Here is a 16,812-nt window from a genome sequence, read left to right as displayed (position 1 = left end):
CAAAAAATCCTGAGTTTATGTACGAGTCGTGGTGCCGTACATGATTTCGAACTCTTCAAACGTAACTTGAATCAGATTCCTGCAGGTGCATTTATCCTTGCGGATAAGGGTTATCAGGGAATTTATATAGTGTATCCAAATAGCTTGTTGCCATTAAAAGCAAAGAAGCGCTGTAAACTGGATTCCGAACTAAAAATCTATAATCAGGAAATCAATAAAAGAAGAATTGGAATTGAGCATGTATTTGGCAGTTTGAAAACCTTCAAAATTCTTGCTGAGCGATATCGCAATCGAGGCAAAAGACTAGCATTAAGATTCAATCTAATTGCTGGAATTTATAACTTGGAGCTGAGTGAAAAATGACTTATGAAAGAAATCTATTCTTGATCTTTTTTGTTAAAAACACGACATTTTAATTGGTGAATAATACTTGTAATGAATGGTATTGAGCCACACAAATGGATATACGGCAATATCGAGAAGACGCCGTTACCAAGCATGTAATTCAGGGATTAACTTGTCTGTAATATTGGTAATGCCACCCTTGGAAAGAACCAGTGCATACATATCGGTAATTTGTTTCTGAATATTGCGGTAGCCCGTACGGAGTGCATATAGCGAAATGACTTTGTTGTCGATCTATTTATGGAGTTAGGTTTGATTTTTCTTGACGAGTTGAGGCTCAAAATCGTCAGCACGATCCCGAGGTATTTCCAGTTCAAATGAACCGTAAGATGATTTTACAGTCTTACGAGAATAGCTATTCCTACAATTGGCTAGTGGGGGCTTCTAAATTCAATTTCAGCATTTAAAGCTGCTTCTGTCAGTTGTTTGAGGGGTGGGGTTAAGATACCGTTTTCACCAGTGAGGAGGGCTTGACTGTAATTGTTTTTAAAAACAGCTTTGAAATCAAAGTTGCTTGCCATGATGTGTCATTTCTTGTTTGATTCAGTTTATTGAAATGACACAGATTTTTGAATACTATTGAAAAAGCAGGTATTTATAACGTATATAAGTCCTACTTTTGCTAATCAAAGCGCGATATTGTATACTTGTGCCTAACTCAAAGTGGGTAATGTTCCTGCTTATCTTTTTTTATTTAGCTGATTGTGATTTATCTGTATTCAAGCTTCTGACTTGATTCATATCTTTGTAACTACAGAATTATTATTCCAAACCCGATTGATTAATCTCTTTGTTCTGTCACAAAAAGCTCACATGTTGAGTAAATCTTTTGAATATTTTAAATACTTGGCAAACTGCCAAAGCCGTAAATGGCGACGAAATTAATGTAAAACTGGTGCCTTTGAAACGTCAACAAAATACCAATGCTGGTTTAATTTGGGTTGATGTTGGGCAAATGATTGAATTAGAAACAGGCGAGACCTTTAACCTGAATCTAGATGGCAAAAGCTTCTATACTGGCCCAAACCAGCTATATCGCTTAGCCTAAAAGCAAAAAACAGCAGATCATCTGCTGTTTTTTTTTGCTTAATTAAAAGTCTACGTTGGCATGGTCTGGATACGTACATTAAATCAGATATGATGGTAAATTTTTCTATAGGCTAACGATTAGAAAGCTATAGACTAGTAAGACCAGATTTTTAATTTTAAATCACTTACAGATGGGTTTTCATTAAACTCTAATATTTGAGCTTGTTCTGCACGCCAGTCCCCTAAAACGATACGTGATTTGCCGTGCACATCATGTATTTGGGGGCGGTGGGTATGTCCATGAATCAGTAGATCGGCTTGCTCTAAAGCCTTTTCTACAGCTTCGGCATTTACATCCATAATGTCATAGGATTTAACTTGCTTGGTTTCAGTACTTTTTTTGCGGAAACCATTGGCGATTTTTTGTCGAATGCTAAGCGGTAAGCTTTTTAAGAAACCTAAAAGGAAAGGATTACGAATCACTTTACGAAACTTTTGGTAAGACACATCATCGGTGCAAAGTAAATCGCCATGTTCGAGGCGAATTTTATAGTTGCCAATGTGGAGATAATCCACGTCTTGTAATAATTGACCGTGAAATTTATCTAAAAACTTTTGACCCAATGCAAAGTCACGATTACCCACTTGGAAATAAATTTGATTTCCCAAATCAGTGAAATTTTTTAACGCTGCAATGATTTCGTCTAACCATGGGGCAGTGAAGTCATCACCAATCCAAGCATTAAACCAATCACCTAAAATATACAGCTGGGTATTTTGAGTTTTGTATTGTTCTAACAAAGCTAAAAACCCCCGAACGAGTCGAGGGTGTTCAGGTGACAAATGTAAATCAGCGATAAACAGATAGGTCACGAATCTTTTCCTTTGAATCTCCCTAAATCCCTCTTTAAAAAAGAGGGACTTTTCCTCCCTTTTATAAAGGGAGGTTAGGAGGGATTCTTATTCAGAAATGATTTTAGCTGATTCGATTACAACGTTCTCTAAAGGAACGTCTGCGTGGTAGCCACGGTTACCAGTACGAACGCCTTTGATTGCGTCAACAACGTCAAGACCTTCAGTTACTTTACCGAATACTGCATAGCCCCAACCTTGCGCTGTTTTACCAGTGTGGTTAAGGAAAGAGTTGTTTTTCACGTTAATGAAGAATTGAGCTGAAGCAGAGTGAGGTGCTTGAGTACGTGCCATAGCGATCGTACCAACATCATTGCTTAAACCGTTGTCAGCTTCGTTTTCAATAGAATCACGAGTTGTTTTTTCTTTGAAGTTTTCATCCATGCCGCCGCCTTGGATCATGAAACCATCAATAACACGGTGGAAAATCACGCCGTCATAGAAACCATCGCGAACATACTGTAAGAAGTTTTCAGCAGTTTTAGGTGCTTTTTCAGTGTTAAGCTCAAGAACAATACGACCTTTATTGGTGTTTAATTCGACTTGAGGAAAACTCATTGTGTAATCTCCTGTACATGGACATGAAAGCCATGGGTTTTTTGGTTGTGAGAAGCATAAGCAAACTGTAAACTACAAGGCAAGTAAAAACGTTACTTTCTTTGTTAAAAATGAAGAAAAGCGTTTTAATTATCCTAATTTTATCTTTATAGAAGTGATTTTATTACCATGAAGCCAAACGATGTTGTTTCATCCCTGCCTAATAATCCGACAACCAAGAACAATGCCCCTGTCGAAGCTGCGCAGCAGGAACAACAGCCAGGCTTAGATTTTGTACGTCAAGTCATTACAGATGATTTATCTGCAGGTCGTACCGAACAAGTTGTAACACGTTTTCCACCAGAGCCAAATGGCTACCTACATATTGGTCATGTAAAAGCTATTTGCCTAAACTTTGGTATTGCTCAAGAATTCGCAGGTCTATGTAACCTCCGTTTTGACGATACAAACCCGGATGCCGAAGAGCAAGAGTATGTAGACGGTATTGCCAATGACGTCAAATGGCTAGGTTTTGAGTGGAATGGCGAGCCACGTTATGCATCGAGCTATTTTGATCAGCTTTACGCTTGGGCAGTTCAATTGATTGAACAAGGTGATGCTTATGTGGATTTGCAAAGCCCTGAAGAAATCAAACTGAACCGCGGTAATTTTGTTGAGCCGGGTAAAAACTCGCCGCAACGTGATGCTAGCGTAGAAGAAAACTTAGCGCGTTTTGAACAAATGCGTAATGGTGAGTTGGGAGAAGGTCAGGCAGTACTACGTGCCAAAATTGATATGACTTCACCTAACATCCATATGCGTGATCCTATTTTGTATCGTATTTTGCATTCTGAACATCACCAAACTGGTGATAAATGGAAAATGTACCCAATGTACGACTATGCGCATCCATTATCAGATGCCATTGAAGGGGTTACGCATTCACTGTGTACACTAGAGTTTGTTGATCACCGTCCATTCTATGACTGGGTTGTCGAGAAAGTTAAATCACCATCTGTACCGCGTCAGTACGAATCAAGCCGCCTAAATGTAGATTACACCATTACCTCTAAACGTAAATTACGTAAATTGGTTGAAGGTGGATTTGTGAATGGTTGGGATGATCCACGTATGCCTACAGTTGTTGGTATGCGCCGTCGCGGCTTTACTCCAGAAGGTCTACGTGACTTCTGTAAACGTGTAGGTGTAACGAAAGTTGATGGCAGTATCGTAGATGTTGCAATGCTTGAATACTGCATCCGCCAGTCTCTAGAAAATACTGCTGCTCGTGGTATGGCTGTGTTGAATCCACTCAAAGTGACTTTAACTAACTTGCCTGAAGCAATGGATTTGGTGCATGCACGTCATCCAAATGTAGACATGGGTGACCGTATCATTCCGTTGACTCAAGACATTTACATTGATCGTAAAGACTTTGAAGAAGTTGCGCCTAAAGGCTTTAAACGTTTGATTCCGGGCGGTGAAGTGCGTTTACGTCATGCGTATGTGATTAAGTGTGATGAAGTGATTAAAGACGAGAACGGTGAAGTGGTTGAATTGAAATGTTCAATCGACCCTGAAACTTTAGGTAAAAACCCTGAAGGCCGTAAAGTGAAAGGTGTTGTACATTGGGTTTCTGCAAGCAAGGGTATTGCTGCGGAAATTCGTATCTACGACCGTTTATTCACTGAATCAGACCCTGAAGTGGGTGATGACTTCCTTGCAAACTTAAATCCAGAATCACTTAAAGTGGTTCAAGCGGTCATTGAGCCTGCATTGGCAGAAGCAAAACCTGAAGATCGTTTCCAATTTGAACGTGAAGGTTACTTTGTTGCAGATCAGTTTGATCATACAGCTGAAAAACCAGTGTTTAACCGCATCTTAGATTTGAAAGACAGTTTTAAACCGGGTAAATAAAATCTTAGTTTTTAAAGGGATTCATCTTTGAATCCCCAATAGGTTAAGATCAAGTAGGTTAAGATTAAGCTCAACTTCGGTTGGGCTTTTTTCATGCTTGAGATGGTTCATTAAGGCAGTACAGAGGGGAAATAAGTGATCATTCGAAATAAAAATAATAGCTTTAAACTTTTATTTGCATGGCATGGCACGATACTCCCAAAAGTCATGCCTGCGTTGGCTGTCGTCGTGAGTTTGTCGGCGATTTTGGTGTATCTAAGCGCTGCACACTACCTGAATACGCCTGAAGTTCCAGCCATCGGATTTACCATCTTTGGGGTGATTCTGTCGATTTTTTTGAGCTTTCGAAATACTGCCTGTTATGACCGTTGGTGGGAAGGGCGCAAGCTTTGGGGCTCATTGATTGCTAATACACGCCACATGATTCGTGATAGCCATGTCCTTGAAGATGAGCAAAGAACCGTGTTGATGTACCGCATCATGCTGTTTTGCAATTTGTTACGTGATCGCTTACGCCATGAATCACAAGATATTGCACATTTTAAAGACGGCGTAGCTTTGACGGATCAGCAATGGCAGCAATGTCGAGACAATATCAATGCACCACAGTATTTACTTGAAATTATTCAAAAAGATTTAGTCAAAACCTATAAACAAGGTCAGATTACAGACATTATTTACAGCACGCTCACACGTCATACTGTAGCGATGGGTGATATCCATGCAGGCTGTGACCGTATCATGACCACGCCATTACCATTTTCCTATTCGGTGCTTTTACATCGCGCAGTGTATTCATTTTGTCTGATTTTGCCATTTAGCCTAGAGGCCAGTTTAGGGATATGGACACCTGTCATTGTGGCTTTGATTGCATATTTATTTTTAGGTTTGGATGCGTTAAGTGCAGAACTGGAAGAGCCTTTTGGCTTGCAGGAAAATGATTTACCGCTGGACTCGATTGTACGAAACATTGAGCGTGAAATGTATAGCAGCTTAGAAGTTGAACTTCCGCCGCTGATTAAGACTTTTAACAGTAATTTAAGATAAATTTTTGGCCTAATTTTCAGATAAATTCGGCGATACGTACCAAGCATATTGATGCTGAAAATAATCGTCCAAGTCTCGCATAAAAGCCTGTACTTTAGGCGGAACAAAATGTCGATGCGGAATTACCACATAGATTGCAGTACTTTGAACAGGGATCTTGGGTAGAACTTGGATAAGTCGGCCAGAGAGTAGATCGTCCTCCACATGCCAGATGGAGTGGTTTGAGATGCCTAAACCTGCAAGTGCTGCTTGGCGTACGCCTTCACCTGAGTTGATATGAACTTGTCCTGAAACAGGTATATTTATGTTGTGTTGATCTTGGACGAATGTCCAAAGCTGCGAAACACCCTTAGGGTATTTCTGTAAAATGCATTGGTGTATAGAGAGCTCTTCTAGGGAGTGAGGTTCGCCATGTTGTTCGATATAGCTAGGCGAGGCACACAAAATACGACGGTTTAAGCTGAGCGGTTTAGCAATCAGTGATGAGTCTTCTAACTATCCAATACGTATCGCAACGTCGATACCTGCGGAGACCAAATCTAAATTTTGATCGGTCTGTTCAATATCCAAAGTCAATGTTGGATGCAACTTGGCAAAGGCTGCAAATACTGGCCCTAAAATACGATTTCCAAAAACTTCTGAACAGGTGATTTTTAATACGCCGCTGAGTTGTTGTGGTTCAGGCTGAAATTGGCTCAGGAGAGAATTAAATTGTTCGAATAAGGGAAAACCTTGCTGCAATAAAACAGCACCTTCCTGTGTTAAATGTAGCTGCCGTATAGTGCGATGAAATAAGCGCAGCCCTAAACTTTGTTCAAGTCTGTGTAGACGGCTACTAGCGACAGAAACAGAGAGATTGGCTTCTTTAGCGGCTTGACTGATTGAACCCAGTATCGCCATTCGTGTAAATAAGTCGAAATCTTCAGTTAGCATTATCAATATAATCAAGAAAGTCTTTCTTGATATTCAGGGTTTTTCTGATAAACATCTGTACCTATTCTGTGTATAAATCAAACACAGGAATTCACCATGAACTATCACAACCTAGGGCAATCTGGCTTACAAGTTTCAGAGTTCGGCTTTGGTGCAGGTACATTTGGCGGGCAAGGCCCTATTTTCTCTGCATGGGGGCAAGCGAGCTTAAATGATGCTCAGCGCATGATTGATCTCTGTATTGATCAAGGCGTGAATTATTTCGATACCGCAGATGCTTATTCAAATGGTGCCTCTGAGCAGATGCTAGGTGCATTACTTCATTCAAAACGCCAAGAGGTGATTATTTCCAGCAAAGTGGGTATCCGATTGAATGATGGAATCAATCAAGGTGGATATTCTAGAAGCTATTTAATACAAGCCGTGGAGGCGAGTTTAAAACGGTTAGGCACAGATTATATTGATGTGCTGCAGCTGCATCAGTTTGATAGCACGACGCCACTTGAGCAGCTGATGCGCAGTTTAGATGACTTGGTACGTAGTGGAAAAATTCGCTATATCGGTGCATCGAATTTTTCAGGCTGGCAGCTTATGAAAGCACAATCGATTGCCCAACAGCAGGGCTATGAAAAGCTAAGTGTGCATCAAGTCTATTATTCTTTGATTGGACGTGACTATGAATGGGAGTTGATGCCTGCGCAGCATGATCAACAGATTGGTGCAGTGGTTTGGAGTCCGCTGGGCTGGGGGAGATTAACAGGGAAATTTGATCGTGAGCACGCGATTCCAAAGCAAAGCCGGCTGCATGAAACAGCACAATTCGCACCGCCAGTTCAACACGAGAAGTTATATGCGGTGTTAGATGTAATGCAAGAAATAGCCATGGAAACAGGGCACTCTATCCCGCAGATTGCATTGAATTGGCTGAAAACCAGACCGACAGTTTCTAGCATTTTGATAGGCGCACGTAATGAACAGCAACTGTTGGATAACCTTGCGGCGAAAGATTGGTCGTTAAGCGTAGAGCAGTTAGCCCGATTAGACGCAGTCAGTGCAGTGTATCCACCTTATCCATACTATCCCTATTGGAATGGGCAATTTACAGAGAAGAATCCCACGCTAGTGACATCAGCATTTATTACAGAACATACAGCAGAATAGGGCAATAACAATTCAGTGGTAGGCAATGATCAGTTCTCTGTGCTATCACTGAATAAAATTAAAATACTGTAGGAATGCTGATGAGTGTCGTGATTGAAACCCAGATGTTAATTCGTAAGTCCATCAATATCGTATTTAATGCTTTTGTTGATCCTTTAATAACACAGCATTTTTGGTTTAGTGCATCGAGTGGCTATCTAGAAGAAGGTAAAACCGTGCAATGGACTTGGCAGAAATATAATGCAGTCGCCGATGTAGACGTGCTGAGTATTAAGGAAAACAAATTAATTCAAATACAGTGGGGAGAACCAAAAACTCAAGTCGATTTTATTTTTGAGCAGATTAGCCCGATGGAAACCTACGTTCGTATCAAAAATTCAAAGATTCCTCTGCAAGGTCAGGCATTAATTGATTTTATTATCGATAGTACAGGTGGTTTTACAACGGTTTTGGATGCAGCCAAAATTTATTTAGAACATGGCCTGCAAAGCAATTTGGTTGAAGATAAATTTCCACCTTTTAGCAATGCGAACTTTTAGCAATGTGAAGAGTGACCAAAATTAAGCATGACATCTGATACGCCGTAAGGAAAAGCTTGTGTATTAGCGCAGTATTTCTAAGCAATGTGCTGATGTATTGAAATTTGATAAAGCCACGGTTCAATGCTGCTGCAGTGAATTAACGATTTTTATGTTCTTCACGCTTTAAATAGGTATAAACCGGCATCTGCATTTTGGCTTTTTCGCGCAGTTTCTTTTTGATATAGAACACCAGTGCAAAGCAAGTAGTGGTCACGGTCAGCATCATACTGCTCATAAAACTCATCAGAGAACTGACATAGCCAATCGTGGTGAGTCGGTTCATCATACGGAACACTTGAGGACTACTTTCAACGCCGGTAATAGCCCATGTGCATAAGTGTTCACAGTTATTAATAATCAGATGATAGTTGTTTTCATGCATGCGAGAGCGCATACGACGCACCACTTTACGACCTTTAAATTTTGGATTGCTATATGACTGAACGATAATTTTTTTGCCGTGGCTGAATTTTTCGATCGAAGTCATTTCAATTGGATGTTTTTTGAAAAGGTGTGCAAAACCAGAGTAGTGAATGACTCTACCGCGGCCGGCATATATGCCATGATGGCTATAACCGAAGTGTTTAACAATAAGATGTGTTCCAAGAGGAAAACCATCTTTCTGCACGTGCATGAATTTACCAGTCCTACTTTAAATCCGAATTATTTTTAAAGATTAGTCTACTTTTAATCTGTGAATTAATCGACTATTTTAGCGATGATTTAGCTAAAATTTGTTCGATTTTTAACGCACGCTATGGATAGGGTCATGCTTGGTGTTCAATCAACCTCAATGTTTAAAAAAATGCGCTTTATGATGCTGCTCGGTCTGATTTTCTCACCGACTATTTCCTATGCCAATATTCAAGCGAAACGTGTCAGTCAGCCCATTGCCGTGGATGTGGTTGAAATTTCGGATCTGAGTCAACTGAAGCTCTATTTATATAATGCAGAGCAGCAGCCATATCGAGACTTACAGCGTTTAAAGCAGGCATTAGCGCGTAAATGTAATACGATGAACTTCGCAATGAATGCAGGGATGTATCATGCAGATTTAGCGCCTGTTGGTCTTTACGTTGAAAATGGGCTGCAGAAAAAAGCCTTGAATCGTGCAACACGAGGCTTTGGCAATTTCTTAATTCAGCCGAATGGTGTTCTAGCATGGAATGGCAAGCAAGCGGTGATATCAACCACACAAAAATATGCTTCCACAGATTTTAAGGCACGTTATGCAACGCAGTCAGGTCCAATGCTGGTGGTAGATGGAAAAATCAATCCAAACTTTATCCCACAGTCAGATTCATTGAAAATCCGCAATGGTGTGGGGATCAAAAACGGCAAGTTGTATTTTGTGATCAGTCGTGAAGGCGTGTCGTTTTATGCATTTGCACAATATTTTAAGCAGCAATTATCGATTAACAATGCCTTGTATTTAGATGGATCTGTGTCTAGTGCAGATATTCAAGCGTTGAATAGACATGATTCGAGTTTAAAACCTTTAGGGCCAATTGTAGCGTATACAACAGGATCTCAATGCAAACAATAAAAGCCCGAATAATCGGGCTTCATCTGTACAGTGTTTAGATTGATAGAAACAACTGTTTATTTGCCGACTAAACCTAAAAAGGTACTTTGGGTTTGGCACATTTGAATGGCTTGTTCTTTAGATTGTTTTTTAATACTTTCTTCAAACTGTTTTTTCTGTTCTTTGATTTGTTCTTCGTTTAAGCCCATTTGTTTCGACAAGGCTTCGAGTTTGTCCCAAGATTCTTCGCATTCTTTGGGGATTTGGCTACAAGCACTTAGACTAAGTATGCAGCAGGCAATAAGGCAACTTGTTAATTTATTCATGTTCATTCCTTTAATTTTTATATCAATGCTGTTTAGAGGTCATCTGCCTCTTATTTGATGCAATATTGGGTTTTATTGTCGTGTGTTTAAAATTAGATATTGCTGATTTGCCATGGAACATAGCATAAAAGTTGTAAATAGCGATGTGGCCGACTCACAAAACCTAATCTGTAAATAAGTGGCATCCTTTTGATTAGACTAAGAATGAAAAAGGCACACTGTAAAACAGAATGCCTTGTTTGAACATTGAATGTTCAGACTCTACTGTAGAGGTAGATGCTGGATTTCATTTAATTCCTTACGGCTATAACCGCGCGAAGCGAGTACTTTTTTAATACCGAGGATAACATCTTCATCCGTTGCCTTTGTAAGAGCAGCAATAAGCTGTTCATTGGTTTTACAAGAGCAATCATTTTCAACACAGGCAATTTGATTCTTATGCCCGTTTTGCTGTTCATTAGCGAACAACTTATGCCAAAAACTCATAGAGCCTTCATTTGCGACCTAACATAGGACGAAATATAACCAATCCAATAAATAAAGCAAGACTACTAAAGTGATATTTTAGCCACTTGAATCATCATTTTTTCGATTGGACTTTTAGAATCTTTGCTTAATTGATATAGAAAGGTATCCATTACACCGCATGTGGCGAGAATATAAAGCTTTTTTAGTATATAAAAAAGGAGCTTTTAGAAAGCTCCTTTTATGACAACAACATGACTTGAAATAATTTGTTTAAATCTTCTCAAGAAACACGCCAGACTCTACATGGTGTGTATAAGGGAACTGATCAAACAAGGCAAATTTGCTGATTTTATGCGTTTGTGAAAGCAGTTTGAGATTGTCATGCAAAGTATCTGGGTTGCAAGAAATATAGATAATACGTTCAAAACGTTGTAACAGTTTTAGTGTTTCATCATCGATACCTGCACGCGGTGGATCGACAAATACCGTATCGAAATTATAGCTTGAAATTTCAATTTCAGCTTCCTCAAGGCGGCGGAATGTACGTTCAGCATTGTAGGCTTGCGTGAACTCTTCAGCAGATAGACGAGCCACTTGGATATTATCAATGCCATTTTGCTCAATATTCCACTGTGCAGCATAGACTGAAGACTTGGCTAATTCAGTTGCCAAAACGCGATTAAAGCGTGTGGAAAGAGGCAGCGTGAAATTGCCATTACCACAGTAAAGCTCAAGTAAGTCTTGGTCTGAGTGATCGGCAGCCTGACACGCCCATTCCAGCATTTTTTGACATACGCCGGCATTTGGCTGAGTGAAACTACTTTCAATTTGTTTGTACTGATATTTACGGTCAAACACTTGGAGTTCTTCAACCACATAGTCATCAGTTAAAATCACGCGCTGACCACGGCTACGACCATAAATCTTGATATTGAGTTTTTCAGATAGGGCTTTGGCAGCAACTTCCCATTCAGCATTGAGTGGGCAACGGTAAACCAATGAAACCAGCATTTCACCTTTCAGCGTTGCTAAGAAATGAACCTCAAATAAACGGCTAGATAAGATCTCTTGCGCCTTGAGTTCATTTAATAATAAGGGCATTAAATCATTAATGCTTTTATCTGCAATCGGGAAATCTTTAATTTCTACAACTTGTTTTTCATTGTCTGAATTGCGTTCAAACATTGCATAGAACATATCATTTTCAGTATGCCAAATTCGGAATTCCGCTCGCATACGAAAGTTTTGTTCAGCAGAAGGAAAAACTTCTAAAGAGGGAGGGTTGTATTCTGAAAATTGAGCCGTAATGCGGGCAACTTTGGCATCAAGTTGTTGCTGATAAGTTGAAGTCATATGCAGTAAAAAATCGCAAACATATTAAAAAAAGTCATGTTAGCAAAATTCACCTTATAAGACTAAATTAATTCCACTTTTGGCTGTATTTATCTGTAGAGAAGATGAATCTGAATACGCTAAACAGAACTTTTATCGAGGGGAAGTTAAAAAAACGCTCAATCTTTATGGAACATTCATAAAGATTGAGCTAAGTGAGGAACTGATTAGTTGGAGTTCAATTCAGTGTTTAATTCATTGTCATTAAGCTAGCATTACCACCGGCTGCCGCTGTATTGACACTGATTGCCCGCTCAATCACGAAACGCTCTACAGGGATGTCATATTGGCCTGAAGCTAAATGTGTAATGCCAATAATTGCACCTTCACGAGACGCGATGACTTGTTGAATTTTTAATAACTCAGCTTTTTCACCATGATGTAAAACCGCATCAAAATTGCCATGATAAATATCCGTGATCACTTTAAATTGGTCTACGAGGATTTTTGGCATGCTATTTAAGTGTTTCAACACAAAAGTATTGTCTGCAAGTACGACGGGCTGACTACCTACCGATAAAATCGCAGCAATTTGATGTAGTTGATCTGCATCATTGTTAGCCAATGAAAGCACACCTTTACGTGCCAAAATGGCATATTGGTTGTTTTCACCAGTTGGGCCTTGTAGCTCAAAACTTTGTCCAGCGGCTATGGCCTGCGGTGCTTGAATAGCAATGCCTGAAAAATGCTGCTTCGCCCAAGTGTTAAAAGCCTCATATGCAGGGAAGTGTGCAGCTTGCGTTTCTGCCTGAGCCGCATAAGGTGTAGCCAGTTTTTTCTCAGAAACTTGATGCATTAAACGGTAAAGATATAAAGGACCGCCCGCTTTTGGACCAGTACCTGATAAGCCCTCGCCGCCAAAAGGTTGTACACCAACCACAGCGCCTACAATATTACGGTTAATGTATAGGTTGCCAACTTCTGCATGACCGATAACTTTTTGAATCGTGTCATCAATACGTGTATGCAAGCCCATGGTTAAACCATAACCTTTGGCATTGATTTGCGTTAATAGGTTTTCAATCTCACCATATTTGTAGGTGATTAAATGCAATACTGGCCCAAAAACTTCGCGTTCTAAATCATTTAAATGTGGAAGTTCAATTAAAGTTGGTGCAACAAAAGTTCCCGTACTTAACGCATTGCTATCAGCATTAAACATGATTTGATGTACGGGATAGCCTTTGCTACGCATCTTCTCAATATGTTTTTCAATATTTTGTTGTGCTTCAAGGTCGATCACTGGGCCAATGTCAGTTGCTAAAAGTGCAGGATTTCCGACACGAAGTTGCTTCATCGCACCTTGTAACATGGTACGGACTACGTCCACATTATCTTCTTGTATACAGAGAATACGCAGGGCAGAACAGCGTTGACCTGCACTGTCATAGGCAGAGTTAACGACATCCAATACCACTTGTTCTGTCAATGCTGATGAGTCAACAATCATGGCATTTTGACCACCAGTTTCAGCAATCAAAACCACACTTTCGCCAAATTGGTTTAAGCGCTGTGCAACGGTTTTTTGCAAGATACGTGCGACTTCCGTTGAGCCTGTAAACATGATGCCTTGGACACGTGAGTCCGCGCTGAGTTTGGCCCCAATGGTTTCGCCACGGCCAGGGAGAAGTTGCAATACATCGAAGGGAACACCTGCTTCCCATAAAATATGTACAGCTTGAGCAGCAATCAGAGGCGTTTGTTCAGCAGGCTTGGCAATCACGGTATTACCTGCAACCAAGGCTGCAGCAATTTGACCTGTGAAAATAGCAAGCGGGAAGTTCCATGGGCTAATGCACAGCACAGTACCTAGGGGTTCAATTTGCGTATTCTCTGCTAGATCAATTATTTGAGCTGCATAATAACGTAGGAAATCTACAGCTTCACGGACTTCAGCAATAGCATTGGCATAAGTTTTACCACTTTCACGTGACAATAACACCATCAGAGATTGCAATTGTGCTTCCATCAAATCCGCCGCACGGTTTAAGCATGCTGCACGCTGATCTTTGTCTAAAGTTTTCCATGAACCTTGGGCATTTACCGCATTATTGAGAGCGATTTCCGCTTGTTCTAAACTGGCTTCGCTGACACTACCGACCACATCACTACGGTTTGCAGGGTTTGTAATGTTGATACTTGCAGTATGAATTTCTTCTAAATTAGCGCCCATTGCACTAGCATGCCACTGGGTATGTGCATGCTGTACTGCCGTGGTATTGAGCTGAGATAAGTCGCGATCATTGGCTAAATCGAGTCCTTTTGAGTTGCGACGTTCTGAGCCATACAAATCTTGCGGAAAAGGGATGGATGGATGCTTAGCGCCAGTCACACCTTCTTTTTCAGCAGCCGCTAATATCGTCTGTCTTGGATTTTCAATTAAATCTTCAATTTTTAAATTTTTATCTGCAATACGGTTGACGAAAGAGGTATTCGCACCATTTTCCAGTAAACGTCGAACTAAATAGGCCAATAAGGTTTCATGGTTACCCACCGGTGCATAAATACGACATGGCACACCCAGTTTGTTGTCAGATTTCGAACCCACCACTTGTTCATAGAGGGGTTCACCCATGCCGTGAAGGCACTGAAATTCATACTGGCCTGGATAGTAAAGCTCTGGCTGTGCTAATTGGTAGATCGTAGCAACAGTTTGCGCATTGTGTGTTGCAAACTGAGGATAAATTTGCTCAGGTGCAGCCAAGAGTTTTTTAGCACATGCAATATAAGATAGGTCGGTATGAACTTTGCGCGTAAATACAGGATAGTCACTCATACCCTCAATTTGCGCTTTCTTAATTTCGCTGTCCCAGTATGCACCTTTCACCAAGCGAATCATTAAACGTTTTTGGCTACGCTTAGCGAGGTCAATAATATGGTCGACCACATAGAAACAGCGTTTTTGGTAGGCTTGAATCACAAATCCAATACCTTTCCAGTCCGCTAATTTAGGCTCAAAACACAGGCGCTCAAGTAGTTCCAATGAAATTTCAAGGCGGTCAGTTTCTTCGGCATCAATGTTTAGACCAATATTGTAATGCTTGGCTAATACTGCAAGTTCAAGCACTTTGCCATAAAGCTCGTTATGTACACGATCGATCTGCGAGCGTTGGTAGCGTGGGTGTAGGGCAGATAATTTGATCGAAATACCTGCACCGTTATAAACATCTTTACCTTCAGAGGCTTGACCAATCGCGTGGATCGCATCGGTATAGTCTTGATAATAACGTTCTGCATCAGGTTCAGTTAATGCTGCTTCACCTAACATGTCATATGAATAGCGGAAGCCTTTGTCTTCTAATACTTCTGCATGTTTAAGCGCTTCATTGATGGTTTCACCTGTAACAAACTGTTCACCCATCATACGCATAGCCACGTCTACAGCTTTACGGATAATGCCACGTCCACTGCGTGCTAAAATACCGGTGAGTAGGCTAGACAGACTTTTTTGTTGAGGGGTTTCCATCAGTTTGCCCGTCAGCATTAATCCCCAAGCAGCAGCATTTACGAACATGAGGCTACTTTGGCTAACATGATCTTTCCAGTTACCTTGGTTGATTTTATCTTTGATCAGTAAATCACGTGTTGCTTTGTCTGGAATACGGAGTAGCGCTTCAGCTAAACACATGAGCGCGATGCCTTCCTGAGAAGACAATGAAAACTCTTGTAGCAAGCCTTGCACAATGCCTGCTTTACCTGTACCGCTTTTACGTTCACGTAATGAATGGGCTAAGTCAAAAGCCAATTGTTGAATTTGATCGCTGATCGGGGAAGGGATTTCACTGTGTGCTAATAAGTTTTCAATGCACTCAGTTTCAGCACGACGCCATGCTGTATTAATCGATTGTTCAAAGCTATTCTTGTCTTTAAATTCAGTGATGTAGTCATCGCTTCCCGTGACTTCAAATACTTTTCCATTCATGTTTCAATTTTCCGTGTCAAAGTTCTATGACGAGCAAATAAATCTTGAGCTTGATCCTTTATTTAATTTATCATCACAGAATATTTAGCAAATAACTCACTATAGTTTTAATAATATTTAGAGAAAAATTCAGATGACTAGCCCATATTTGAGCTTAGACCGTATAGATATTCGAATTTTAGAGCTGCTGCAAGACGACGGAAAATTGTCCAATATTAAGCTTGCAGAAATGGTGAATTTATCACCCACTGCGGCGTTGGCACGTGTGCAAAAATTATCGAAAGAGGGCTTTATTTTAGGCTATGAAGCACGTTTAAATCCGGTCATGCTCAACAATGGATTTGTGGTTTTTGTAGAGATTTTACTAGATAAAACCACGCCCAATGTATTGGAAGATTTTTCAGATGCAGTGCGTCAAATTCCAGAAATCGTAGAATGTCACATGATCAGCGGTGGTTTTGATTTTGTGGTGAAAATACGCTGCGCAAATATGGAAGAATTTAGAAAAATTTCAGGGCAGGTGCTTTGGCAATTACCTGGTATCAAGGAAACGCGTAGTTATCCTGTGATGGAAGTAATCAAAGAAAGTATGCAAATTAAGCTGAAACCTGCGGCTCGGCCGAAGTAGCTAATCATCAATAATTGAGTATAAAAAAG

Annotated in this window: 16 protein-coding genes and 2 pseudogenes; 8 read left to right on the top strand and 10 right to left on the bottom strand. The window is 40.4% G+C overall.

Annotation, left to right across the window (positions count from 1 at the left end; translation table 11 throughout):
* On the top strand, positions 1-363 hold a 363-nt coding region (locus FTU37_RS09940), incomplete at its 5' end, for a transposase family protein (RefSeq protein ID WP_180124268.1).
* Between the two features lie 126 nt (positions 364-489).
* Here FTU37_RS09940 and FTU37_RS16845 read toward each other — a convergent pair.
* Positions 490-717, bottom strand: a pseudogene (locus FTU37_RS16845) (transposase).
* A 59-nt stretch (positions 718-776) separates the two neighbouring features.
* Positions 777-926, bottom strand: a complete 150-nt coding sequence (locus FTU37_RS16715) for a hypothetical protein (protein ID WP_168378620.1) — start codon at positions 924-926, stop codon at positions 777-779.
* 308 nt (positions 927-1,234) lie between these two features.
* On the opposite strand from FTU37_RS16715, the gene FTU37_RS09930 reads away from it, so the two are divergent.
* Positions 1,235-1,453 (top strand): transposase, encoded by a 219-nt coding sequence (locus tag FTU37_RS09930; protein WP_111883736.1) that lies wholly within the window; start codon positions 1,235-1,237, stop codon positions 1,451-1,453.
* Between the two features lie 134 nt (positions 1,454-1,587).
* On the opposite strand, the gene FTU37_RS09925 is transcribed toward FTU37_RS09930, so the two are convergent.
* Positions 1,588-2,307, bottom strand: coding sequence for a UDP-2,3-diacylglucosamine diphosphatase (locus FTU37_RS09925; RefSeq protein WP_180124267.1), 720 nt, complete (start codon positions 2,305-2,307; stop codon positions 1,588-1,590).
* A gap of 87 nt (positions 2,308-2,394) precedes the next feature.
* Positions 2,395-2,904, bottom strand: coding sequence for a peptidylprolyl isomerase (locus tag FTU37_RS09920; protein WP_078188687.1), 510 nt, complete (start codon positions 2,902-2,904; stop codon positions 2,395-2,397).
* A 168-nt stretch (positions 2,905-3,072) separates the two neighbouring features.
* On the opposite strand from FTU37_RS09920, the gene FTU37_RS09915 reads away from it, so the two are divergent.
* Both FTU37_RS09915 and FTU37_RS09910 read left to right on the top strand, forming a co-directional pair.
* Complete coding sequence (locus FTU37_RS09915) at positions 3,073-4,800, top strand: glutamine--tRNA ligase/YqeY domain fusion protein (protein ID WP_180124266.1); 1,728 nt, start codon at positions 3,073-3,075, stop codon at positions 4,798-4,800.
* Between the two features lie 135 nt (positions 4,801-4,935).
* Complete coding sequence (locus FTU37_RS09910; RefSeq protein ID WP_180094525.1) at positions 4,936-5,847, top strand: bestrophin family protein; 912 nt, start codon at positions 4,936-4,938, stop codon at positions 5,845-5,847.
* A gap of 9 nt (positions 5,848-5,856) precedes the next feature.
* Here the strand turns inward: FTU37_RS09910 and FTU37_RS09905 are convergent.
* A pseudogene (locus tag FTU37_RS09905) lies at positions 5,857-6,780 on the bottom strand (LysR family transcriptional regulator).
* A gap of 96 nt (positions 6,781-6,876) precedes the next feature.
* Here FTU37_RS09905 and FTU37_RS09900 point away from each other — a divergent pair.
* Together FTU37_RS09900 and FTU37_RS09895 are read left to right on the top strand one after the other, a co-directional pair.
* Complete coding sequence (locus FTU37_RS09900; RefSeq protein ID WP_180124265.1) at positions 6,877-7,941, top strand: aldo/keto reductase; 1,065 nt, start codon at positions 6,877-6,879, stop codon at positions 7,939-7,941.
* 80 nt (positions 7,942-8,021) lie between these two features.
* Positions 8,022-8,480: an SRPBCC domain-containing protein gene (locus tag FTU37_RS09895; protein WP_372491103.1), complete on the top strand. Its 459-nt coding sequence runs from the start codon at positions 8,022-8,024 to the stop codon at positions 8,478-8,480.
* Positions 8,481-8,619: 139 nt separating this feature from the next.
* Here the strand turns inward: FTU37_RS09895 and FTU37_RS09890 are convergent, their stop codons facing one another.
* Complete coding sequence (locus tag FTU37_RS09890) at positions 8,620-9,156, bottom strand: lecithin retinol acyltransferase family protein (protein WP_078193494.1); 537 nt, start codon at positions 9,154-9,156, stop codon at positions 8,620-8,622.
* 135 nt (positions 9,157-9,291) lie between these two features.
* Between FTU37_RS09890 and FTU37_RS09885 the strand changes: the two genes are divergently transcribed.
* Positions 9,292-10,068: a phosphodiester glycosidase family protein gene (locus FTU37_RS09885; protein ID WP_257225290.1), complete on the top strand. Its 777-nt coding sequence runs from the start codon at positions 9,292-9,294 to the stop codon at positions 10,066-10,068.
* A gap of 56 nt (positions 10,069-10,124) precedes the next feature.
* On the opposite strand, the gene FTU37_RS09880 is transcribed toward FTU37_RS09885, so the two are convergent.
* From FTU37_RS09880 to putA, 4 genes are all read right to left on the bottom strand, one after another.
* Positions 10,125-10,373, bottom strand: coding sequence for a hypothetical protein (locus FTU37_RS09880; RefSeq protein ID WP_078188680.1), 249 nt, complete (start codon positions 10,371-10,373; stop codon positions 10,125-10,127).
* Positions 10,374-10,634: 261 nt separating this feature from the next.
* Positions 10,635-10,859 carry a hypothetical protein gene (locus FTU37_RS09875; protein ID WP_168378613.1) on the bottom strand — a complete coding sequence of 75 codons (225 nt, stop codon included), beginning with the start codon at positions 10,857-10,859 and terminating at the stop codon, positions 10,635-10,637.
* A 252-nt stretch (positions 10,860-11,111) separates the two neighbouring features.
* Positions 11,112-12,194: a tRNA (uridine(54)-C5)-methyltransferase TrmA gene (trmA, locus tag FTU37_RS09870; RefSeq protein WP_180124264.1), complete on the bottom strand. Its 1,083-nt coding sequence runs from the start codon at positions 12,192-12,194 to the stop codon at positions 11,112-11,114.
* Between the two features lie 229 nt (positions 12,195-12,423).
* The gene (gene putA, locus FTU37_RS09865; RefSeq protein ID WP_180124263.1) at positions 12,424-16,155 is read right to left on the bottom strand and encodes a trifunctional transcriptional regulator/proline dehydrogenase/L-glutamate gamma-semialdehyde dehydrogenase; all 3,732 of its coding nucleotides are present in this window, start codon (positions 16,153-16,155) and stop codon (positions 12,424-12,426) included.
* A 133-nt stretch (positions 16,156-16,288) separates the two neighbouring features.
* Here putA and FTU37_RS09860 point away from each other — a divergent pair, with 133 nt between their 5' ends.
* A complete protein-coding gene (locus tag FTU37_RS09860; protein WP_180124262.1) occupies positions 16,289-16,783 on the top strand; it encodes an Lrp/AsnC ligand binding domain-containing protein in 495 nt (164 codons plus the stop codon).
* Positions 16,784-16,812 lie beyond the last annotated feature (29 nt).

This window comes from Acinetobacter sp. YH12097 (genome assembly GCF_013419225.1).
Taxonomy (GTDB): Bacteria; Pseudomonadota; Gammaproteobacteria; order Pseudomonadales; family Moraxellaceae; genus Acinetobacter; species Acinetobacter amyesii.
The sequence above is the reverse complement of the archived record's forward strand: the minus strand, read 5'-3'. Positions and strand labels throughout refer to the sequence as shown.

What these genes read in the sequence shown, in the direction of transcription:
- FTU37_RS09915 (WP_180124266.1), top strand. Translation starts at nt 3,073, where the DNA reads ATGAAGCCAAACGATGTTGTTTCATCCCTGCCTAATAATCCGACAACC.
- FTU37_RS09875 (WP_168378613.1), bottom strand. Translation starts at nt 10,859, where the DNA reads ATGAGTTTTTGGCATAAGTTGTTCGCTAATGAACAGCAAAACGGGCAT.
- FTU37_RS09885 (WP_257225290.1), top strand. Translation starts at nt 9,292, where the DNA reads ATGCTTGGTGTTCAATCAACCTCAATGTTTAAAAAAATGCGCTTTATG.
- FTU37_RS09920 (WP_078188687.1), bottom strand. Translation starts at nt 2,904, where the DNA reads ATGAGTTTTCCTCAAGTCGAATTAAACACCAATAAAGGTCGTATTGTT.
- FTU37_RS16715 (WP_168378620.1), bottom strand. Translation starts at nt 926, where the DNA reads ATGGCAAGCAACTTTGATTTCAAAGCTGTTTTTAAAAACAATTACAGT.
- putA (WP_180124263.1), bottom strand. Translation starts at nt 16,155, where the DNA reads ATGAATGGAAAAGTATTTGAAGTCACGGGAAGCGATGACTACATCACT.
- FTU37_RS09860 (WP_180124262.1), top strand. Translation starts at nt 16,289, where the DNA reads ATGACTAGCCCATATTTGAGCTTAGACCGTATAGATATTCGAATTTTA.
- FTU37_RS09895 (WP_372491103.1), top strand. Translation starts at nt 8,022, where the DNA reads ATGAGTGTCGTGATTGAAACCCAGATGTTAATTCGTAAGTCCATCAAT.
- FTU37_RS09890 (WP_078193494.1), bottom strand. Translation starts at nt 9,156, where the DNA reads ATGCACGTGCAGAAAGATGGTTTTCCTCTTGGAACACATCTTATTGTT.
- trmA (WP_180124264.1), bottom strand. Translation starts at nt 12,194, where the DNA reads ATGACTTCAACTTATCAGCAACAACTTGATGCCAAAGTTGCCCGCATT.
- FTU37_RS09880 (WP_078188680.1), bottom strand. Translation starts at nt 10,373, where the DNA reads ATGAATAAATTAACAAGTTGCCTTATTGCCTGCTGCATACTTAGTCTA.
- FTU37_RS09900 (WP_180124265.1), top strand. Translation starts at nt 6,877, where the DNA reads ATGAACTATCACAACCTAGGGCAATCTGGCTTACAAGTTTCAGAGTTC.